This is a genomic window from Lysobacter sp. P5_B12, from assembly GCF_056400425.1.
The window spans coordinates 54,506-73,545 of the sequence record NZ_JBFULG010000009.1 but is presented as its reverse complement, the minus strand read 5'-3'; the positions used below and the strand labels follow the sequence as shown (position 1 = coordinate 73,545).

General features: G+C 67.7%; 14 protein-coding genes. 10 read left to right on the top strand and 4 right to left on the bottom strand.

The features are described from left to right. Positions 1-18: 18 nt before the first annotated feature. Both AC1DOM_RS13995 and AC1DOM_RS13990 read right to left on the bottom strand, forming a co-directional pair. Positions 19-2,976 (bottom strand): DUF748 domain-containing protein, encoded by a 2,958-nt coding sequence (locus tag AC1DOM_RS13995; protein WP_498964320.1) that lies wholly within the window; start codon positions 2,974-2,976, stop codon positions 19-21. Positions 2,977-3,061: 85 nt separating this feature from the next. Further along, positions 3,062-4,699, bottom strand: a complete 1,638-nt coding sequence (locus tag AC1DOM_RS13990; protein WP_498964318.1) for a serine hydrolase — start codon at positions 4,697-4,699, stop codon at positions 3,062-3,064. 90 nt (positions 4,700-4,789) lie between these two features. On the opposite strand from AC1DOM_RS13990, the gene AC1DOM_RS13985 reads away from it, so the two are divergent. The 3 genes from AC1DOM_RS13985 to AC1DOM_RS13975 all read left to right on the top strand — a co-directional run bounded on the left by AC1DOM_RS13985 (position 4,790) and on the right by AC1DOM_RS13975 (position 9,716). Further along, complete coding sequence (locus tag AC1DOM_RS13985; RefSeq protein ID WP_498964316.1) at positions 4,790-5,632, top strand: DUF72 domain-containing protein; 843 nt, start codon at positions 4,790-4,792, stop codon at positions 5,630-5,632. A 65-nt stretch (positions 5,633-5,697) separates the two neighbouring features. Then, positions 5,698-8,367, top strand: a complete 2,670-nt coding sequence (locus AC1DOM_RS13980) for a DUF2339 domain-containing protein (RefSeq protein WP_498964314.1) — start codon at positions 5,698-5,700, stop codon at positions 8,365-8,367. Next, positions 8,364-9,716, top strand: coding sequence for a DUF3999 domain-containing protein (locus AC1DOM_RS13975; RefSeq protein ID WP_498964312.1), 1,353 nt, complete (start codon positions 8,364-8,366; stop codon positions 9,714-9,716). The genes AC1DOM_RS13980 and AC1DOM_RS13975 overlap by 4 nt, the downstream gene beginning before the upstream one ends. Here AC1DOM_RS13975 and AC1DOM_RS13970 read toward each other — a convergent pair whose 3' ends face one another. Further along, the gene (locus AC1DOM_RS13970) at positions 9,717-10,610 is read right to left on the bottom strand and encodes a DMT family transporter (RefSeq protein WP_498964310.1); all 894 of its coding nucleotides are present in this window, start codon (positions 10,608-10,610) and stop codon (positions 9,717-9,719) included. A gap of 111 nt (positions 10,611-10,721) precedes the next feature. Here AC1DOM_RS13970 and AC1DOM_RS13965 point away from each other — a divergent pair, with 111 nt between their 5' ends. After that, the gene (locus AC1DOM_RS13965) at positions 10,722-11,606 is read left to right on the top strand and encodes a LysR substrate-binding domain-containing protein (protein WP_498964308.1); all 885 of its coding nucleotides are present in this window, start codon (positions 10,722-10,724) and stop codon (positions 11,604-11,606) included. Here AC1DOM_RS13965 and AC1DOM_RS13960 read toward each other — a convergent pair. Next, the gene (locus AC1DOM_RS13960; RefSeq protein WP_498964306.1) at positions 11,603-11,953 is read right to left on the bottom strand and encodes a TfoX/Sxy family protein; all 351 of its coding nucleotides are present in this window, start codon (positions 11,951-11,953) and stop codon (positions 11,603-11,605) included. The genes AC1DOM_RS13965 and AC1DOM_RS13960 overlap by 4 nt on opposite strands. A gap of 17 nt (positions 11,954-11,970) precedes the next feature. Between AC1DOM_RS13960 and AC1DOM_RS13955 the strand changes: the two genes are divergently transcribed. The 6 genes from AC1DOM_RS13955 to AC1DOM_RS13930 all read left to right on the top strand — a co-directional run bounded on the left by AC1DOM_RS13955 (position 11,971) and on the right by AC1DOM_RS13930 (position 18,964). Next, complete coding sequence (locus AC1DOM_RS13955; protein ID WP_498964304.1) at positions 11,971-12,954, top strand: DMT family transporter; 984 nt, start codon at positions 11,971-11,973, stop codon at positions 12,952-12,954. A 33-nt stretch (positions 12,955-12,987) separates the two neighbouring features. Beyond that, entirely contained in the window at positions 12,988-14,598 is a 1,611-nt protein-coding gene (locus AC1DOM_RS13950) for an AAA family ATPase (RefSeq protein ID WP_498964302.1), read from the top strand. Between the two features lie 6 nt (positions 14,599-14,604). Continuing rightward, positions 14,605-15,270: a general secretion pathway protein GspB gene (locus AC1DOM_RS13945; RefSeq protein WP_498964300.1), complete on the top strand. Its 666-nt coding sequence runs from the start codon at positions 14,605-14,607 to the stop codon at positions 15,268-15,270. A gap of 101 nt (positions 15,271-15,371) precedes the next feature. Then, positions 15,372-15,767, top strand: a complete 396-nt coding sequence (locus tag AC1DOM_RS13940; protein ID WP_498964298.1) for a DoxX family protein — start codon at positions 15,372-15,374, stop codon at positions 15,765-15,767. A gap of 12 nt (positions 15,768-15,779) precedes the next feature. Then, positions 15,780-17,996: a M1 family metallopeptidase gene (locus tag AC1DOM_RS13935; protein WP_498964296.1), complete on the top strand. Its 2,217-nt coding sequence runs from the start codon at positions 15,780-15,782 to the stop codon at positions 17,994-17,996. Next, positions 17,993-18,964: a hypothetical protein gene (locus AC1DOM_RS13930; RefSeq protein WP_498964294.1), complete on the top strand. Its 972-nt coding sequence runs from the start codon at positions 17,993-17,995 to the stop codon at positions 18,962-18,964. Before AC1DOM_RS13935 ends, AC1DOM_RS13930 begins: the two co-directional genes overlap by 4 nt. Positions 18,965-19,040: the final 76 nt, after the last annotated feature.

Genomic DNA, 19,040 nt, shown 5'->3' with positions numbered 1-19,040 from the left:
CGCACGATGGACTGGCGCTCATTCGAGCGCCAGTTCCATGCGCATCTTGCCCTGCGCGTCCTGTGTCGATTTCGTCGCATCCAGAAAGACGCGCACCGGATCGACCTTTCCATTCGCCAACAATGCGTCCTGCACGGCCGACGCGCGCGCCTTGGCAAGTTGGTCGGCCGCGGTCGCATCGGCGCGATAACGCGGACGCAGTTGCGATTCGAGCCACGCGACTTCGGAGGAGCGTCGCTGTGCCTTGCGTTCGCGCCGCGTCGGGTTCGGATTGTCGAGCACGAGTTCGACCTCCACCGGCACCGAAGTCGACGGGGGCACATCCTGCGCCTGCATCGCCGCGGCATCCGGCATCTGCGGGCGCTTGCCGAAGTCGCGCCTGTACATGTCGGCGAGCACGTCGGCCTTGTCCTTGTCGTCGAGGTCCGCGTACGGCGTTTCCGCGTTGCGCTGACCTGCGCGGAATTCCGCGATGGCCGTCTGGAATCGTTGATCGTCGAGCGCGGCCTTGTCGGCGGGACCGACCGGCCCGGCGGGAATGTCCAGGCGCAGCTCCGGACGCTCGGCCAGGCTGTCGGCGAGTTTGGGCAACGCACCTTTTGCCTTGTCGGGCAAGGCGGGCGAGCCGGGCGCGAAGTCGACGTATTGCGCATCCTCCGCGCCCTGGAACATCGCCGCGAGCAACTTGAACGGCGCACTGACGATCTTGACGACGATGTTCTTCACGATCTGCCAGATGATCGGCCACAGGCGGAACTTCGGATCGTCGAGCGTGCCCGTCACCGGGATGTCGAGCTTGATCGTGCCGTGGCTGTCCTTGAGCAGCGAAGTCGCCAGTCGCACCGGCAGGCTCACCTTCTCCTTGCTGTCGGTCGCCTGTCCCCACTTGAGTTGGTCGATCACGATGTGGTGGTCCGCGACCAGGCGGCGATTGTTGATCGTGTAATCCAGTTCCGTGGTGAGCTTGCCTTTCGCGATCGCATAGCCGGCCCACTTGCCGGAATACGGATTGAAGATCGGCAGCTCGATGTTGCGGAACTGCATCGCCAGGTGCGTGCGTTCGTCGTAGGCGAGCAGGTTCGCCGATCCCTTGATCGTCACCGGCGAGTAGCGGTTGATGACATGGCCGCTGAGGTCGATCTGGCTCACGGTGCGCGGCGAGGACGAGATGTTCGCGATGCGTCCCTGCAGCGCTTCGATCTTCGCCTGGAAGTTCGGCTGCACGGAGAAGTCGGCGAATTGCATCGTGCCGCCGGCGAGCCGAACCTCGCCGACTTTCAGCGGCGGCAGCGTGGAGGCATTCTTCGCGGACGTCGCGCGCGCTTGCGGCGTCGCCGGCGTCGCCGCGCCGAGCGTCGTCGCGAGATTGAGCTTGCCGTCGCGTGCGATGACCACGCGGGCGACCGGGCGCTGGACCTTGATCGAGCGGATCGCGATGTGGTCCGGCGCGGCGGCGTAATCGATGCCGCCGACATCCACGCGCGCCCACGACAGGAACGGTTGTTTGCTCGCTTTGTCGACAAGATCGAAATGCGCGATGCTCGCGTCGCCGTCGTATTCGAGCTCGGGGCCGGGAGCTTCCGCGGGCCGCAGCACGACCTGCCCCTTCGCGCCGACGTCTCCCGATCGCAGGTCGAGCGATGGATAGTCGGGCAGATAGGCGAGGACATCGCGCATCGGCAGCTCGGCGACCTCCACGCGCAGGTCGGCGGAGAACGGATCCGGGACGACGTTGCCTTCCAACCGCAACGGCGCCTTGCCGTTGACGGTCGCCGTCACGGTGATCGGTATTGCATGCGCCATGTCGAAGCTCAGGTCTCCGGCCGTCGCGTTCACCGAGGACAGCGCGAACTTCACGGCGGGCTTCATCGTGCGGTCTTCCAGTGCGAGCTTCGCGTTGTCGATCCGCGCGTGCCCGACGCGCACGTGCCACTCCTCGCCCGGCGTCGCCTTCGATGCTGCGATGACTTTCCCCGTGAACAGGCGTCCGAGGCTGATGGTGCCGTCGGGTTCCATCCACGCTTCGACTTGCGCACCATCGGCCTGCAATGCGCCGATCGAGACGTCGCGACGCGCGAGCGACAGACGCGTGTCCGTCACCGTCGCCGCCGGAACGACGACCCAATCGGTCTCGACGCCCTGTGCGCGCAAACGGAAATCGCGCGCCTCGATCTTCGGGAGCCGCGCATCGAGTGTCATCCCACCCTGCTTCGGCACTGCGAACGTGTAGTCGCCTCCGAGGTCGACGCGGCCGCTCGTCAACCGGAACGGCAGCAGGTCGCCGACGAAGTCCGCGATCGTCTTCGACTGCAGTCCGCGCAAAGTGAATGCCCCGCGCGAAGCGACAGGCGCGAGCGACACCTGGCCTTTCCATGCGAGCGCTTCGCCGTCATCGCTGCGCGCCTGCAACTGCGCGCGGCCGCCTTCGGCGGTCGTGCGGAAATGCTGCAGGTCGAAGGCGATCGGCGCGAAGACCTTGGTCGGCGCCCGTCGCGTGCGTGCATCGGTGAAGTCGACACGGCCGCCGCCGATCGACAGATCTTCGATCAACGCGTTCGGCAGGGGCTCGTTCGGATCGGTCTTGGGCAACAGGTCGACGAGATTCAGCGACCCGTCGGCGCGCAGGATCGCGCGCGCGTACGGCCGGTCGAGCGTCACTTCGCGCAGGATGTGCATGCGCTTGAACAGCGATTCGGCCTGGTAGTCGGCCAACAGATAACGCATGCCGACGAGCGGTTTTCCGCGTTCGACGATCATCGCGTCGCGCAGCGTCAGCTTCAGATTGAAGGGATTGAACGTGACCTCGCCCAGCTGCAACTCGCGGTGCAGCGTGTCGCGCACGTAGGCCGTCGCCTGCGAGCGCACGAGCCACGGCACGCCCCAGAAGCCCAGCGCGGCGTAGGCGGCCAGGGCGAGCACGAGCAGGACCGGCACCAGCACGAAGGGTGCCAGCAACACCTTGCGCAGCGCGGCCATGCGCCTGATTCGCGCATGGCCGGTTACGCGCGCGTGAGCGTTTCGTTCAACGTCCGGTTGCGCGCGATCGCTGCGTTCTTGCGGCTTATTCCTTCGCTTGAACCGGCTTCAGGCGCAGGTCCTGGAAGTCGAAGCTGAAATCCGTCATCGGCGACATCGGATCCATGCGCACTTCCTGGATCTTGCCGTCGGCGTCGAGGTTGAAATTCACGAAGGCATCCGCGTTCAACCAGCGCTGGCGCCAACGCACGACGAAGGTGTCGTGCTGCCACGATTCCATGTCGCCGACAAGATCCGGCGTCTTCGTGAAGCGCATGACCAGCTTGCCGCCTTCGTCCTTGATGGCGACATCGCCGTACCACGGGTCGCGATACGTGCCGGCATAGGAGGTCAGCGGCAGCGACGGCTTCGCGTTGGCATCGCGCGCGGCCACGTGTTTGCGCATGTCTTCGTCGGCGTTCGCCTTCGACTTCGCGACGGCCTTGCCATAGGCATCGAGCCAATCGTGCTTCGGTGTCTGCAGGATCGCGTCGAGCGCCTGCATCGTCACCGCGTTGAAGGCAGCGCCCACTTCCTGGCTCGTCAACACGATCACGCCGATCTTCTTGTCGGGCACCAGCGTCAGGCGCGAGACCATGCCCGGCCAACCGCCGGTGTGCCACACCAGCTTGTTGCCGCTGTAATCGGAGAGTTGCCAACCTTCGCCATAGCCGAGGAAGTTCGGCTTGGCCGGGCGCAGTTCGGCCACGGACGGTTCGTTCACCGGGATCGGCGTGACGATCGTCCACATGCCCTGCTGGCGCTTCTTGCTGACGAGTTGGTGTTCGATACCCTTCGCATCGGTGTACGTACCGCCGGCGAGGTGCATGTTCATCCACTTGCTCAAGTCATGGACGCTCGAATAGATGCCGCCGGCGCCCGACACGTTGTGCCAGGTCATGCGCGGCGCCGGTTCCAGCGTCTTGAAGTCCGCAAGCGCGTAACCGGTGGCGACGTTGTCGTTCGGCTTCAGCGTGTCGCTGTTGAACCGGGTTTCGTTCATGCCCAGCGGCGCGAAGATGCGCTGGCGCAGGAAGTCTTCGTACTTCATGCCGCTGGCTTGTTCGACCACCAACTGCGCGACGCCGAACAGGATGTTGTCGTAGGCGTACTGGCCGCGGAACGAACCACCGAGCGGAACGTCCTTCAGGCGATGTGCGACTTCTTCGGTCGTGTAGGTCGTCGTCGGCCAGTACAGCAGGTCGCCTGCGCCGAGGGTGAGGCCGCTGCGGTGCGCGAGCAGATCCTTGATGCGCATCTCGCGCGTGACGTAGGCATCGCTCATGCGGAACCACGGCAGGTGGTCGATCACGCGATCGTCGAGCGAGAGCTTGCCTTCGTCGGCGAGCATCGACAGCGAGGTCGAGGTGAAGGCTTTCGTGTTCGACGCGATGGCGAACATGGTGTGTTCGTCGATCTTCGCCGGCTTGCCCACCTCGCGCGGGCCGAAGCCGCGCTCGTAGACGATGCGCCCGTCTTCGACGATGGCCACCGCGATGCCCGGGACCTCGAACTGCTTGCGCACCGCGTCGACGTAGGCATCGAAGCCCGCAAGGCGCGGGTCTTCGGCCGGCGCGGTGGCGGCGGGCCGCGCGGCGGCGGCCTGCGCGTGCGCCAGGGAAGGCAGCGCGAGGGCGGCGAACAGCGCCAGGCACAAGGTCGAGCGGATCATCGGTCGGGTCATGGGCGGGAATCGGGGACGGAAACCGCGAGTCTCCCGCAGCGTGGAGGCCGCGTCGATGTCCCGGTCGTCATGTCGCGCTACCCTCACGGCATGGCCACCCCCCGCGCGAAGGATGCGGACCTCGGGCTCGTCGCGCCCGGCGCGATCGACGGGATCCGCGTGGGCGTGGGCGGGTGGACCTACGCGCCCTGGCGCGAGACCTTCTTCCCCGAAGGCCTGGTGCAGCGCCGGGAACTCGAATACGCAAGCCGGCGCCTGAGCGCGATCGAAATCAACGGCACCTACTACAGCGCGCAGAAGCCCGACACCTACGCCCGCTGGCGCGACGAGACGCCGGACACCTTCGTCTTCACCGCGAAGGCGCCGATGCGCATCGTGCAGGCGAAGGTGCTCGCGAACACCGCCGGACAGGTCGAGGCCTTCGTCGGCGGCATCGCGACGCTCGGCGCGAAGCTCGGTGCGATTTCGTGGCAATTCGAACGCAAGCTGGATCGCGCCGATTTCGCGCGCTTCGTCGATGCCTTGCCGATGACGGTCGATGGCCGCCCCGTGCGGCATGCATTGGAAGTGCGCGACGCCGATTCGGTGGACGCGTCGCTGGTCGAACTGGCGCGGAAGAAAAACGTGGCATTGGTGTTCACCGATTCGACCGAATGGCCGTCCTTCGCCGACGTCACCGCCGATTTCGTCTACGCACGATTGATGCGCGCGCGTTCGAACCTCGTCACCGGTTACACGCGGCCGGAGCTCGTCGCCTGGGCCGAGCGTGCGCGCATCTGGGCGAAGGGTGGCGATCCCGAAGATCTGCCGCGGCTGACGGGCGCATCGCCCAAGGCACGGCATCGCGATGTCTTCGTGTTCTTCATCAACGCCGACAAGGAACGCAATCCCGCGGCGGCGACGACCCTGATCGAATTGCTGGGCACGCCCTGACCCGATTTGCCTTCCGGCCCGCGCGCTGATCGAATGCGGGGGTCATCCAGGGGAAGGGGACGTCCGTGGGTAGTCTGCTGGGTTTGGCCGCGCTCGTGCTGGCCATCATCGCGCTTACCAACAACGGCAACGCGAACAAGCGCATGGCGGCGCTGGAGCGCGAGGTGCAACGGCTCCTGGAGCTGCTTGCGCAACGCCCCGAGAGGCCCTGGCAGCAGCCGGAGGCGACGCCGCCCGCGGCCGAACCGGCTGCGCCGCGCAAAGCCGCGCCTGCGCCACCGCCCCGCCCGGCCCCTGCGCCGCCCTCGCCCACGCGCGCGGTGTTCGACGTGCAAGGGCCGTCGATCGAAACCACGCCCGGCGCTTCGGCCGCGCCTCCGCCGCCGCCTTCCGCGTCGCGCCCCGTGTTCGATCCCCCCGCGCCGACGCCCGACTTCATCGGACAGGGCGTCGCCCGGGTCAAGCGCTGGTTCACCGAAGGCAACGTGCCGGTGAAGATCGGCGTGCTGGTGTTGTTCGCCGGCGTCGCCGCGTTGTTGAAATACGCGACCGACCAAGGCTGGCTCAACGCGCCGATCTCGCTGCGCCTGGCGCTCGTCGCCGGTGCCGCGATCGCCGCGCTGGTGTTCGCCTGGCGCAAGCGCGACGCCAATCGCGTGTTCGCCTTGAGCCTGCAGGGCGGCGCGATCGGCATCCTGATGATGGTGGTCTTCGCCGCCTTCAAGCTGTACGGGCTGGTGCCCGGGAACGCGGCCTTCGCGCTCACCATCGTGCTGGTGTTCGGCGCGGGCGTGCTCGCCGTGTTGCAGGACGCCAAGGCGTTGGCGTTCTTCGCGGTGCTCGCCGGTTTCCTCTCGCCCCTGTGGCTGTCGACGGGCAGCGGCAATTACGTCGCATTGTTCTCGTACTACGCGGTGCTCAACACCGCGATCTTCGCGATCGCGTGGTGGAAGTCGTGGCGCGTGCTGAACCTGTTGGGATTCGTCTTCACCTTCGGCATCGGCGGCGCCTGGGGCGTGCTCGACTACTCACCGGAAAAATTCGGCACCACCGAACCCTTCCTGCTGTTGTTCTTCGCCTTCTACCTGCTGATCCCGCTCGTGCACGCGATGCGGCAGCCGATGGAACGGGGCGATTTCGTCGACGGCACCCTGGTGTTCGCAACGCCCCTGGTGTGTTTCGCGTTGCAGGCGGGGTTGCTGCGCGGTGCGCGCATGCCGCTCGCGTTCGACGCGCTCGCCCTGGCGGGGATTTACGCGGCGCTTTCGTGGTTCGTGTTCCGGCGCGGCGCGAACCGCGTGCTCGGCGATGCGTATGCCTTGCTGGCGGTGGGATTCGCAACCTTGTCGGTGCCGCTCGCGCTGTCGGCGCGCGCGACGGCGGGTGTGTTCGCACTCGAGGGCGCGGCGCTTGCGTGGCTCGGCGTGCGGCAGCAGCGCGTGATTCCGCAGATCGCGGCCTTCGTGTTGCATCTGATCGCGGCGGGCGCATGCCTGTATGCCTTCGAGAGCGATCACGGCGTCGTCGGTCCTGCCATCGCGAATGGCCAGTTCATGGGTCTGCTGATCGTCGCCGTGGGCGCGCTGGCGACGGCGTGGGTCTATCGACGCGCGGAAATGCTCCCGCAATTTGCCCTGTACTACGTGTGGGGACTGCTTTGGTGGACCGGTGCGATCACGCGTGAAGTGATCGAATTCGCGCCGGGCAATTCCGAGCCGGACTTCCTGCTCGCTGTTTACGCCGCCACCGGTTGGTTCGCGGCCGAGGCGCATCGTCGCCGGCCGACGACCTTGCTCATCGCAACCGCGCTGCTGGCGATCGCATCGGCCGTGCCGTTGGCCGTCCTGCAGATGATCGCGCACGAGCAACCCTTCGCCGAATACGGCGCGTTGGCCTGGATCGCCTATGCCGTGTTCGGCATTCGCAGCCTGCATTGCCTGCGCACGGGAGACCATCGTCTCGCCTCGTGGGCGCAGTTGTTGTGGTGGTTGGTCTGGCCCTTCGTCGCGTCGCTCACGCTGTACTGGGTCGTCGACACGCTGGATCTGGCGCAAGGTTGGGGCGTGGCGGGACTCGCCCTGCCGTGGTTGGCGATGGCGACGATCTCGCAGTGGCGCTGGTCGTGGCTCGCGGCGCCCTTGCGCGAACGCTTCGACAACATGGCGACCCTGTTGCCGGGCCTGGTGTTCCTCGCGCTCGCGATCCTCTGGGTCTGCAGCCTCGCGCTGCCCGGTGGCGCCAGCCCGTCGCCGTGGATTCCCGTGCTGAATCCGATGGAAATCGTGCAGTTCGCATCGCTCGCCCTGCTGTGGCATTGGTGCGCGCATGGCACCGCGCCGGCGTGGCTCGCGCGGGTGCGTGTGCTGATGACGGCTTTCGCGGGCTTCGCCTGGATCACCTCGGTCGTGCTGCACGCGGTGCATCACTGGGGCGGCGTGCATTGGGATCCGAGCCTGGTCGGCACGAGCCTGGCGCAGACGTCGTTGACCGTGACGTGGAGCGTGCTCGGCGTGATCGCCTGGGTGCTGGGCTCGCGGCGCGGGCAGCGTGCGTTGTGGCTCGCCGGTGCGTTGCTGATGGGCGTGGTGCTGCTCAAGCTGGTGTTGATCGATCGCCACAATCTCGGCAATGCGCTCGGCATCGGCTCGTTCATCGCCTTCGGCCTGCTGTGCACGGTGGTGGGTTATTTCGCGCCGGCGCCGCCGCGCGCGCAAGCTTCGGAGGCGAGGGCATGAAGCGTTGGGCGTTGGTGATCGCGTTGCTGCCGATGCTCGCCGTCGCGCAGGTGCGCGGGGATTACGCGAAGCAATGGTCGATCGCGCTGCCGGATGCGGACGCGGGTGCGTATCGCGTCGAACTCGATGCGAACGTCTATCGCGCGATCGCTTCCCCTGCGTTGCGCGACGTGGACGTCGTCGACGCCCAAGGCAAACCGGTCGCGGCCGACGTGTTCGGGCCGGATGCGCCGCTGGCCTCGCCGCCGCGTTTTGCTTCGGTGCCCTGGTTCGTCGTGCGCGCGCCACGCGGCGAGGACGATGGCGGACTTGCGTTGATCGCACGGCGCGATCCCACCGGCCGCATCCTGTCGGTCGAAGCGCAGGTCACCAACGGCAACGATGCGCCGGCACCGCGCGCGTTCCTGCTCGATCTTAGCCGTTGGACCGCGGGTGTCGAAGCGCTCGTCTTCGATTTCCCGATGGGCGCGGACGTGCAGGCGGCCTTCCGCGTGGAAACCAGCGACGACCTGCAAGTGTGGCGCACGCTGCATCCGCGCTTGCAGTTGCTCGACCTGCAGCAGGCGGGCAGCCGGCTTTCGAAGAACGACATTCCGCTCGGCATGCCGGCGAAGTACGTGCGCCTGGTGCCGCTCGGCGACGAGGCCTTCGCATTCGACGACGTGCGCGCGCGCATCGCGACGGCCGCGAGCGAACGCACCTGGGCGTGGGAAACCGTGCAAGGGCGCGAAGGCCGCGATCACGGCCGGGTTGCCTACGAATTCGAATCGCCGGGGCGCTTTCCGGTGGAACGCGCCGATGTGATCGCCAGCGGCAACGCGGCGGTGGAATGGCGGCTGGAGAGTCGCGACGACGACGATGCGCCGTGGACGTGGCGCGCGGGGCCATGGGTCGCGTTCCGCGTTTCTGCACGCGATGGTGCGACGACGTCGGCGCCCGCATCGATCGGTGGCGCGCCGGTGCGCGATCGCTTGTGGCGCCTGGTCGCCGAATCGGGCACGCCCGCCTCGCCGCCGGCGCTGAAACTCGGTTATCGGTCGGAAGTCGTGGTGTTCCTCGCGCAGGGCACGCCGCCGTATTCCCTGGTGGCGGGCAGTGCGCGCGCAACGCGCGGCGATGCGCCCTTGCCCAGCCTGGTCGACGCGATGCGCGCGTCGAAGGGCGAGGATTGGCAACCGATGTCCGCAACGCTCGGCGAGGCGACGGAACTCGAGGGCACCGCCGCGCTGGAGCGACGGACCACGCCCGAAGACTGGAAGCACTGGTTGTTGTGGCTGTTGCTGGTCGCAGGTGCCGCGCTGGTCGCGGGCTTCGCGATCACGCTGTTGCGCAAGCCACCGGTGCGTTGATCACTTCGCCTTCTGGCTGAAGGCCACGCTGCCGAGGATCAACGCGCCGGACGCGAGCATCGTTCCGGTCACCGCTTCACCGAGCAACAACCAGGCCCACAACACCGCGAACAGGGGAACGAGGTAAGTCGTCGTCGCCGCGCGCGCAGCACCCACGCGCGCGATCAGGCGGTAATAGAAGACGAACGCGAACCCCGTGCACATCACGCCCAGGCCCGCGGCTGCGCCCCATGCCTTCGCGGAAATCGCATGGTCGGGCCACTGCGCGATCGCGAAGGGCAATACCAGCAACGTCGATGCACCGAGCGTGGAAGCCGCCACTGCCGCCGCCGGCAAACCGGTGACATGGCGACGCACCAGGTTGATGCCGAATCCGTACAGCACCGCCGCGCCCGTGCCCGCGGCGACGGCCCAGCCGATGCTCGCGCCCGCGGTCTTTCCGCTCGCCAGGACGACCACGCCGGCGAAGCCGACCAACAAGGCGATCGTGCGCCGCAAGCTGATCTTTTCGCGGAAGAACAGGAACCCGACGAGTGCGGTGAACAACACCGTCATCGAGTTGCAGATCGCGCCGACGCCCGCCGGCGACCGTTGCGCCGCCCATGCGAACAACACGAACGGCACGGCCGAATTGATCGCGCCGATCAAGGCGAGCTTCGGCCAGATCCGCGGCGGGAACTGCGCGCGCGAGCGCCACAGGAAGGGCAGCAGCACGAGCGCACCGAGCGCGAGGCGCACTTCGACCAGCGCGGCGGCGCCGAACTCCGGCGCGGCCACGCGCATGAACAGGAACGAGGCGCCCCAGACGGCACCGAGCAGGCCGATCTCGGCGGGGGTGATCCAGGCCGGCGTGGTGCGCGCATCGAGGACGGGGGAGGACGCGAGCGTGTTCATCCGGGGCAGCCTCAAAAGTGGCTCTTGGCAGACGATGCATTTTCCGCTTCCATCCATCCCGCGCAAGCGCATACTTTCGACGCCAGACACAAACCAGATTTGAGGCTCGCCATGGTCCTGCGCCCCGATTGGCTCCCGGCCCTCTCCGCCTTCGAATCCGCCGCGCGCCATCAGAACTTCGCCCACGCGGCCGAGGAGCTCAGCCTCACGGCCAGCGCGGTCAGCCACCACGTGCGCAAGCTCGAAGCGCGCCTGGGTGTCTCGCTCTTCCAGCGCCATGCGCGCGGGGTGACGCTCACCGCCGAAGGCAGGCGCCTGGCCGATGCCTCCGGCAGTGCGCTCGCCGACATGGAGGGCGCGCTGCGCACGTTGCGCGGCGATCGCGACGAGGAACACCGCGTCCGCATCACCACCCTGCACTCGCTGTCCTACACCTGGCTGCTGCCGCGCCTGCCCGACTTCGCACGCAAGCACCCCGACGTCCGCCTGGCCTTCGATACCGAAACGGCCTTGGCGCGCTTCGACGAAGGCGGTCCCGACCTCGGCGTGCGACACGGCCCCGGGCATTGGCCGGGCTTGTCGTCGCTTCGCTTGATGGACGAAGCGCTGTTCCCCGTCGCCTCGCCCCGGATGGCGGGCATCGAAACGATCCGCACGCCCGCCGACATCCCGCGCGTCCCGCTGATCCTCGACCATGCGCGCCAGGGCTGGCACGACTGGCTCCGCTTCGCCGGCGTGCATGGCGCCGCGCTCGACGAGCGTTACAGCTTCAGCGATACGACCGATGCGCTGCTCGCCGCCGCGAACGGGATCGGCGCGGCGCTCGCGCGCGAACGCATCGTGGTGCCCTACCTGCGCGACGGGCGCCTGGTCGAACTGCCGGGCCCGCGCATGGCGGCGCGTTGGGGCTACCACATCGTGTATCCGGCGCATCGGCGATTGCGGCCGGTAGCGCAGGTGTTCGTGGATTGGTTGCTGTCGGTGTCGCCGGACTAACGCTTCGATTTGCGCGCGGGCTTGATCGGTTTGCGCAGGGCTGCCTCGTTCGCGCGCCGGGCCCACGGCAGGAAGGACTGCGCCGAATCCATCGCCTCGGCGGGCAGCGACCAGTAGGACATCGGGATGGGTTTGCCCTTGGACTCGTAGACGAAGGGCGCACAACCGGCGGCCTCGAAGTCCGGGCGCGTCCGGTCGTCGACTTTCACGTACAGCGCATCGTCGATCACGATGCCGATGATGCGGCCTTCGAAATACACGCCGTGCCCGCCGAACATCGCGCGCGTGGAGAGCGGCCCGAAGTCTTCGGACAACTCGTGCAGGTATTCGAGGAAGTCGTCGCTCACGCCGCCATAATAGCCGCATGCCCCACGCCCCCGCCCTGTCGCCCGAAGCGCGCGCCGCGCGTTCGAAAGCCTTCTTCCAGATCCACCTGTGCGTGGTGCTCTGGGGGTTCACCGCGATCCTCGGCAAGGCGATCTCGCTGCCGGCCTTGCCGCTGGTGTGGTGGCGCATGTTGCTGGTCGTCGGTGCGCTGCTGCTGATCCCGCGCGTGTGGCGCGGCGTGCGTGCGATGTCGTGGCGCTTGCGCGGCGCGTATGCGGGCATCGGCGTGCTGGTCGCGCTGCATTGGCTGACGTTCTATGGATCGATCAAGTTGTCGAACGCTTCGGTGGGCGCGACGTGCATCGCGCTGGCCACGGTGTTCGTCGCGATGATCGAACCGCTGGTCGCGCGCACGCGTTTCTCCAAGCGCGATCTGTTCCTCGGCATCGCGGTATTGCCCGGCGTGGCGCTGGTGGTCGGCGGCGTGCCGGCGGGCATGCGCGCAGGCATCGCGGTGGGTGCGCTGTCGGCGTTCTTCGTCGCGATCTTCGGCGCGCTCAACAAGCGGCTGGTGGAACACGCCGATCCGCTGACCGTCACCACGCTCGAACTCGGCGCCGGCACGATCGCGCTGACCGCGCTCATTCCGGTGCTGCCGCTGATCCCGGGCACGGCCGGTGCGTTCGCAGGCGACGTCTTCGCGTTGCCGGGCACGCGCGACCTCGCGCTGCTGCTGACGCTGTCGCTGGCCTGCACTTTGCTGCCCTTCGCCCTCTCGCTGGCGGCGCTGCGCCACATGAGCGCCTTCGCGCAGCAATTGGCGGTGAACCTGGAGCCGGTCTACGCGATCGTGCTCGCGATCCTCCTGCTCGGCGAGCAGCACCAGCTCACGCCGGCCTTCTATGCGGGCGTGGCCATCATCCTGGCCGCCGTGTTCATCCATCCCCTCATGGGGACCTCCCGGCCGCTGGCCCATCCCGAAGTCCTGGCCGCCTCCGAATCCAAGGGCGCGGCCGAATAGCACGGCCTGCCCGGTTCTGGCACGCTGCACGGCATGTACCTCGAGCATTGGTCCCTGCGCGAACCGCCGTTCTCGATAACGCCCGACCCGCGCTTCGTGTTCCTCAGCGAGCGCCACCGGGACGCACTGGCGCACCTGCTGTTCGGCATCGGCCAGGGCGGCGGCGGCGGGTTCGTGCAGCTCACCGGCGAGGTGGGCACGGGCAAGACCACGCTTTGCCGCCTGTTGATGGAGCAACTGCCCGAGAACACGCGCGTCGCGCTGATCCTCAATCCGCGCCTGTCGGCGATCGAGCTGCTCGAAACGCTGTGCGAGGAATTGCACCTTGAGATCGCACATGCGCGCGGCAGCACCAAGGCGCTCGTCGATGCGTTGAACGCGTACCTGCTCGACGCCTACGCGAAGGGCTTGCGCGTCGTGCTGATCATCGACGAAGCGCAGAACCTCTCGGTCGACGCCCTCGAACAGGTGCGGCTGCTGACCAACCTGGAAACCGACACCCAGAAGCTGCTGCAGATCATCCTGCTCGGCCAGCCGGAATTGCGCGAGATCCTCGCGCGCAGCGACATGCGCCAACTCGCGCAGCGCATCACCGCGCGCTACCACCTCATGCCGCTGGATGCCAACGAAACCGCCGCGTACGTGCGGCATCGCTTCCGCATCGCAGGCGGTTTGCATTCGCCGTTTTCCGCGAGCGCGATCGCGCGCATCCACAAGCATTCCGGCGGCGTGCCGCGCCTGGTGAACGTGATCGCCGAGCGTGCGTTGCTCGGCGGCTATGCGCACGATGCGTTGGCGATCGAAGCCGGCGACATCGATCGCGCGGCGCGCGAGGCCTTGGCGCCGAAGCGTCGCGAACCGCATCCCTTGCGCTGGGCCGCCGCGGCGAGCGTTCTGATCGCGGCCACGGCCGCGTGGTTCTTCTGGCCGCGCACGCCGCCGGCAGAAGCACGCGCCACGCCGGTCACGAAGGCGGTCGTCGCGAACACGCCGTCCAGCAGCGTCGCGCCTCCGCAGTCGCCCTTCAAACCCATCCCGGTGCCGACGCTCGCGGCCGATGCGCTCACCGCGCGCGTGCAGGCGACCGATGCGAAGGATGTATCGGCGTGGCAGGAACTGCTGTCGCAATGGCAATCGAAGGCCGATGCGACGCTCGCGGCGAAATGCCCGCCCGCGGTCGAACCCGGCCTGTATTGCCTGCGCGGCACGGCGAGCCTGGACAAGTTGTTCGCGCAGGGGCGGCCGTCTTTGCTGCGGTTGCGCGCGAATCGCGCCTCGGCCTGGGCGCTCCTGCTCGGCGCCGACGCGTTGCACGCACGCGTGCGCCTGGGCAACGACACGTTCGACATCGAGCGCGTCGCGTTGCAGGACGCATGGACGGGCGAATACGCGGCCTTGTGGCGCGGGCCGGAAACCCTCGTCGACAAACCTTCGTCCGATGGCCGCGGTCCCGCCGTCGATTGGGTACACGCGCACCTGCCCGGTTACACGGGCCCGGCCATGCTCGACGAGGCGATGCGCACCGCGGTGCGCGGCTTCCAGCAATCGCGCGGGCTCGCCGCCGATGGCGTCATCGGGCCGGAGACCTTGCTCGCCTTGTCCGCGCGCGACCCCGGCCCCCGACTTCGCACGACCCTGGACTGAAGGCCGATGTCGCTGATCCTCGAAGCGCTGCGCAAGTCCGAAGCCGAACGCCGCCGCGCGGTCGTGCCCGACCTGCTGGCCGAACCTGCCCTCGCCGCCCCGATCGCGCAGGCGACGTCGCAGCGGTGGCCGTGGATCGCCGGTGGCCTCGCGGTCGCTGCATTGCTTGCCTGGTTCGCGATGCGCGACCGCGGGCCCGCGCCGATCAGCGTGGTGCCGGCGACCGATGCACGGGTCGTCGCGCAGCCTGCGCCTGCCACGCCGGCCCCGATCGAAACGCAACGCGCCGCGCCGGCCTTGCAGCGGCCGATCGTGGTCGCGCCGCCTGCCCCGCCCGCGCCGGCGAAGCCTGCGCCGATCGCGGACGCACCGCCGCCGGTGATCGCACCTCCGCCGCGCATCGAACGCACGCCCGCGCATGCGCCGCCGCCGGTCGCGATCGACACGACCGAGCGCGTCTCCGACCTCGGGGTCGCAGAGCGCAAGCAACTCCCGCCGCTCAAACTCAGCATGCACATGTGGAACGATGTTGCATCGCAGCGCTTCGTGATCATCGACGGCACGCGTCTGCGGGTCGGGGATCGCCTGGGCGCACTGGTCGTCGCGGACATCCTGCCCGACGGCGTGCTGCTCGACTGGAACGGGCGGGCACTGAAGCTGCCGCTGCAGTAGCGCAATGCATGCGACAGCGGGCGCGGCCGGGGCTATGCTCGGCAGGTAGCCGTCCGACAGGGGCGTCGGGACGGCTCGCACATTCCATCCAAGGGGGAGCGATGAACCAGAACACCCAGAACGATTTCGGGCGCTTGATCCTGCGCGTCGTGCTCGGCCTGTTGATCCTGCTGCATGGCATCGCGAAGTTGCGCGGTGGCATGGGCGGCATCGTCGGCCTGGTCGAATCGCACGGCCTGCCGGGCGTCCTCGGCTACGGCGTGCTGATCGGCGAAGTGCTCGCGCCGCTGATGCTGATCGCAGGCTTCTACGCACGCATCGGCGCGCTGTTCGTGGCCGCCAACATGCTGTTCGCCTTCGCGCTCGTGCACATGGGCGACATCGGGAATCTCAACGAGCAAGGCGGTTGGGCGCTCGAACTGCAGGGCATGTACCTGTTCACCGCGATCGCGCTGGCCCTGCTCGGGCCCGGGCGTTACAGCGTCAACGGCCGCTGAGGGCACCGACACATGAAGCCATCCATCCGTTTCCCGCGCTGGGCCGTCGGCCTGGCGCTCACGGGCGCGTGCGTGCTCGTCGCCACCGCGCAGGTCGCGACCGCGCCGGCCGCACCCGCCACCGACGCAACCCTTGCCGATGACATCCCGTTCGCTTCGGCCAATCCCACCGCCGTCACGGTGCCCAGCGCGCCGAACGCGTGGGGCGGCGCGCGCACCGGGAGCGAAGAAACGCTGTCGGATCGCGTGGTGACCTACAAGATCGAAGCCACGCTCGATCCGAAGAAGCACACCATCGACGGCAAGCAGCAACTCACCTGGCGCAACCGCAGCGACCGCCCGGTGAAATCGGTCTACCTGCATCTGTACATGAACGCGTTCGAAGGCCCGGGCAGCACGTTCAACACCGAGCAGCGCAACTTCCACTTCGGCTTCCGCAGCGAAGTGAAAACCGACGAAGGCGGCTACGGCTACACGCGCCTGACCAAGGTCGCGCAGAACGGCGCCGCGGTGCCGTGGTCCTACGTGCATCCCGACAACGGCCCGTCGACCGACCGCACCGTCGTTCGCCTGGACCTGCCCGAAGCCGTCGCGGCCGGTGGTTCGACCACCATCGACATGGACTTCTTCGACCAACTCCCGCGCGTGGTCGCACGCACCGGTTACTTCGGCACGTTCCACCTGGTGGGCCAGTGGTTCCCGAAGATCGGCGTGCTCGAACTGCCGGGCGAACGCGGCGCCACCGCACCGCGCTGGAACGTGCACGAGTTCCACCTGCACAGCGAGTTCTACGCCGACTACGGCCTGTACGACGTCTCGATCACCGCGCCGAAGGACTACACCATCGGCGCGACGGGTGAGCTGCAGGGCACGCCGGTCGAACACAAGGGCCAGCTGACGCACCGCTACGTGCAGGGCGACGTGCACGACTTCGCATGGACCGCCGACAACCGTTACGCCAAGCCGCTAGACGGCGTGTACAACGGCGCCAACGGCCCGGTGAAGGTGCGCGTGCTCTACCACCCCGAATACGCGAGCAACGCAAAGCCCGTGCTGGATGCGACGATCGAGTCGCTCACGTATTTCTCGAAGACGCTCGGCGATTACCCGTACAAGACCGTCACCGCCGTGATTCCGCCCTATAACGCGGGCGAAGCCGGCGGCATGGAATATCCGACGTTCTTCACTTCGGAAAGCTACAAGGACGTCACCAAGGGCCGCCTGGAACAGTACGCGCTGGATTTCGTGACCATCCACGAATTCGGCCACGGTTACTTCTACGGCATCCTGGGTTCGAACGAATTCGAAGAGCCCATGCTCGACGAAGGCCTCAACGAATACTGGGATCACCGCCAGATCGTCGCCGCCAACCAGCACGCCACCGCGCAGACGTGGCTGACGAAGCTGGTCGGCGTGGACGTCGGCCTGGGCGAATGGGAACAGCAGCGCCTCGGCGCGATGACGGGCGAACCGGCGGATCCGATCGGCAACAGCTCGTGGGACCGCATGTCGAGCAACAGCTACGGCACGGTGTACGCGCGCACGGCCACGGTGATGCACGACCTGGAACAGCAGGTCGGCAAGCAGGCGCTGGAACACGCGTTCAAGCAGTACTACGCGCAGTGGAAGTTCCGCCATCCCTCGATCGCCGACTTCCGTGAAGCGATGGCCGAAGGCACGGGGCAGCGCGCGCTGGTGGAGAAGGTCTTCGCCGAGCAGGTCTACAACGTGCGCAAGGTCGACGACCGCATCACCGAGTTCGAAAGCGAGGAAATCCTGCCCGAGCCGGGCCTCGTCGAAGTCAACGGCAAGGTGGTCGAACGCAAGCCGTCGGAGGTCGACAAGTCGATCGAAGATGCACGCGCCGCGTTCAAGAAGGCGCATCCGAAGGCGAAGGACGGCGAAGGCCCGTTCGAGTACGCCACCTCCATCATCGTGCGACGCGCCGGTGCGGTGGTGCCGCAGACGGTGCTCGTGCGTTTCGAAGACGGCACTTCGCAGACGCTGCGCCTGCCCGGCACCGGCGACAAGCGCTGGGCGCGCTGGCGCCTGGTGACCAAGAGCCAGGCCAAGTCGGTCGAACTCGATCCGGAGCGCCGCGTGTTCCTCGACAAGGACAAGCTCGACGACAGCCGCACGCGCGAGCCCGACGGCACGGCCTCGCGCCGCTGGACGGCGGACATCGCCGCGTTCTTCCAGTCCTTCCTCGCCCTCCTGGTGACCGCATGAACACGAACGATCGCAAGCTGGGCGCATTCGGCGCTCTGATCGGCGGCCTGGGCCGCGCGTTGCAATGGCGCTTGCTGTTGCTGTGGGCCGTCGGCCTGTTGCTGCCGACGCTGGTGGCGGTGCTGCCGATCTCGATGGCGCTGTCCGATCGCCTGGATTACTCGGTGCACGCGAAGGAAATCGCGGAGCGGTTCGACCTGGCGTGGATGCTCGAGGTCTTCGCGCCGATCGTGAAGGACCAGAGTGCGGCCATCAACGCAGCAGGGATCACCGGTGTCGTGATCGCGCTGCTGTTGTCGCCGTGGTTGACGGGCATGGTGGTGGCTTCGATCCGCGCGGGGCAGTCGTTGCGCTTCGGTAACCTGTTGCAGTTCGGCTTGCGCGAGTACGGCCGCATGGCGCGCATGTTGGCGTGGGCCATCGTGCCGATGGGCATCGCGTTCGGGCTGAGCGCGCCCTTGAGCAAGTGGGCGCAGCACCAGGGCGAGACGGCGGTCCTGCAGTCCAATGCGGACAACGCGTCGTTGATCGCGACGATCGTGTTGGCGGTGCTGGTGTTGCTGGCGCACGCGACGGTGGAGTCGGGCCGCGCGATGTTGGCGATCGACCCGGCGCGCCGTTCGGCGGTCAAGGCGTGGTGGCGCGGCGTGAAGTTGTTCTTCCGTCGTCCGGTCGCGGTGCTGGTGGTTTATCTCGGCACGCTGTTGGTCGGCGAAGGTCTGGCGATCGTGCTCGGGCTGGCGCGGACGCGGGTGAGCGCGGTGTCGGTCGGCGGGATGGTGCTCGGGTTCCTGCTGGTGCAGTTGGTGGTGATGGCCGTTGCGTGGGGACGCGTGGCGCGTCTCTACGGGTTGTCTGCGCTGGCGCGCGATACGGTGGAGCGCACGGTGGCGAAGGTGCCGAAGGTTGCGCCGCCTCCGCCTCCTGCGGTGGCCGAGGCCGCGAACGAGTCAATGGCGGTTGCTTGACGACTCACGAAAAACCCCCGCGAAAGCGGGGGTTTTTTTGTGTCCGCGGAAAGCGGGCGACGCAGGGTTAGCGTCG

Excerpts from the sequence above, each read along its gene's own strand:
- AC1DOM_RS13995 (WP_498964320.1), bottom strand. The coding sequence starts at position 2,976 with ATGGCCGCGCTGCGCAAGGTGTTGCTGGCACCCTTCGTGCTGGTGCCG.
- AC1DOM_RS13990 (WP_498964318.1), bottom strand. The coding sequence starts at position 4,699 with ATGACCCGACCGATGATCCGCTCGACCTTGTGCCTGGCGCTGTTCGCC.
- AC1DOM_RS13985 (WP_498964316.1), top strand. The coding sequence starts at position 4,790 with ATGGCCACCCCCCGCGCGAAGGATGCGGACCTCGGGCTCGTCGCGCCC.
- AC1DOM_RS13975 (WP_498964312.1), top strand. The coding sequence starts at position 8,364 with ATGAAGCGTTGGGCGTTGGTGATCGCGTTGCTGCCGATGCTCGCCGTC.
- AC1DOM_RS13970 (WP_498964310.1), bottom strand. The coding sequence starts at position 10,610 with ATGAACACGCTCGCGTCCTCCCCCGTCCTCGATGCGCGCACCACGCCG.
- AC1DOM_RS13965 (WP_498964308.1), top strand. The coding sequence starts at position 10,722 with ATGGTCCTGCGCCCCGATTGGCTCCCGGCCCTCTCCGCCTTCGAATCC.
- AC1DOM_RS13955 (WP_498964304.1), top strand. The coding sequence starts at position 11,971 with ATGCCCCACGCCCCCGCCCTGTCGCCCGAAGCGCGCGCCGCGCGTTCG.
- AC1DOM_RS13950 (WP_498964302.1), top strand. The coding sequence starts at position 12,988 with ATGTACCTCGAGCATTGGTCCCTGCGCGAACCGCCGTTCTCGATAACG.
- AC1DOM_RS13945 (WP_498964300.1), top strand. The coding sequence starts at position 14,605 with ATGTCGCTGATCCTCGAAGCGCTGCGCAAGTCCGAAGCCGAACGCCGC.
- AC1DOM_RS13940 (WP_498964298.1), top strand. The coding sequence starts at position 15,372 with ATGAACCAGAACACCCAGAACGATTTCGGGCGCTTGATCCTGCGCGTC.
- AC1DOM_RS13935 (WP_498964296.1), top strand. The coding sequence starts at position 15,780 with ATGAAGCCATCCATCCGTTTCCCGCGCTGGGCCGTCGGCCTGGCGCTC.
- AC1DOM_RS13930 (WP_498964294.1), top strand. The coding sequence starts at position 17,993 with ATGAACACGAACGATCGCAAGCTGGGCGCATTCGGCGCTCTGATCGGC.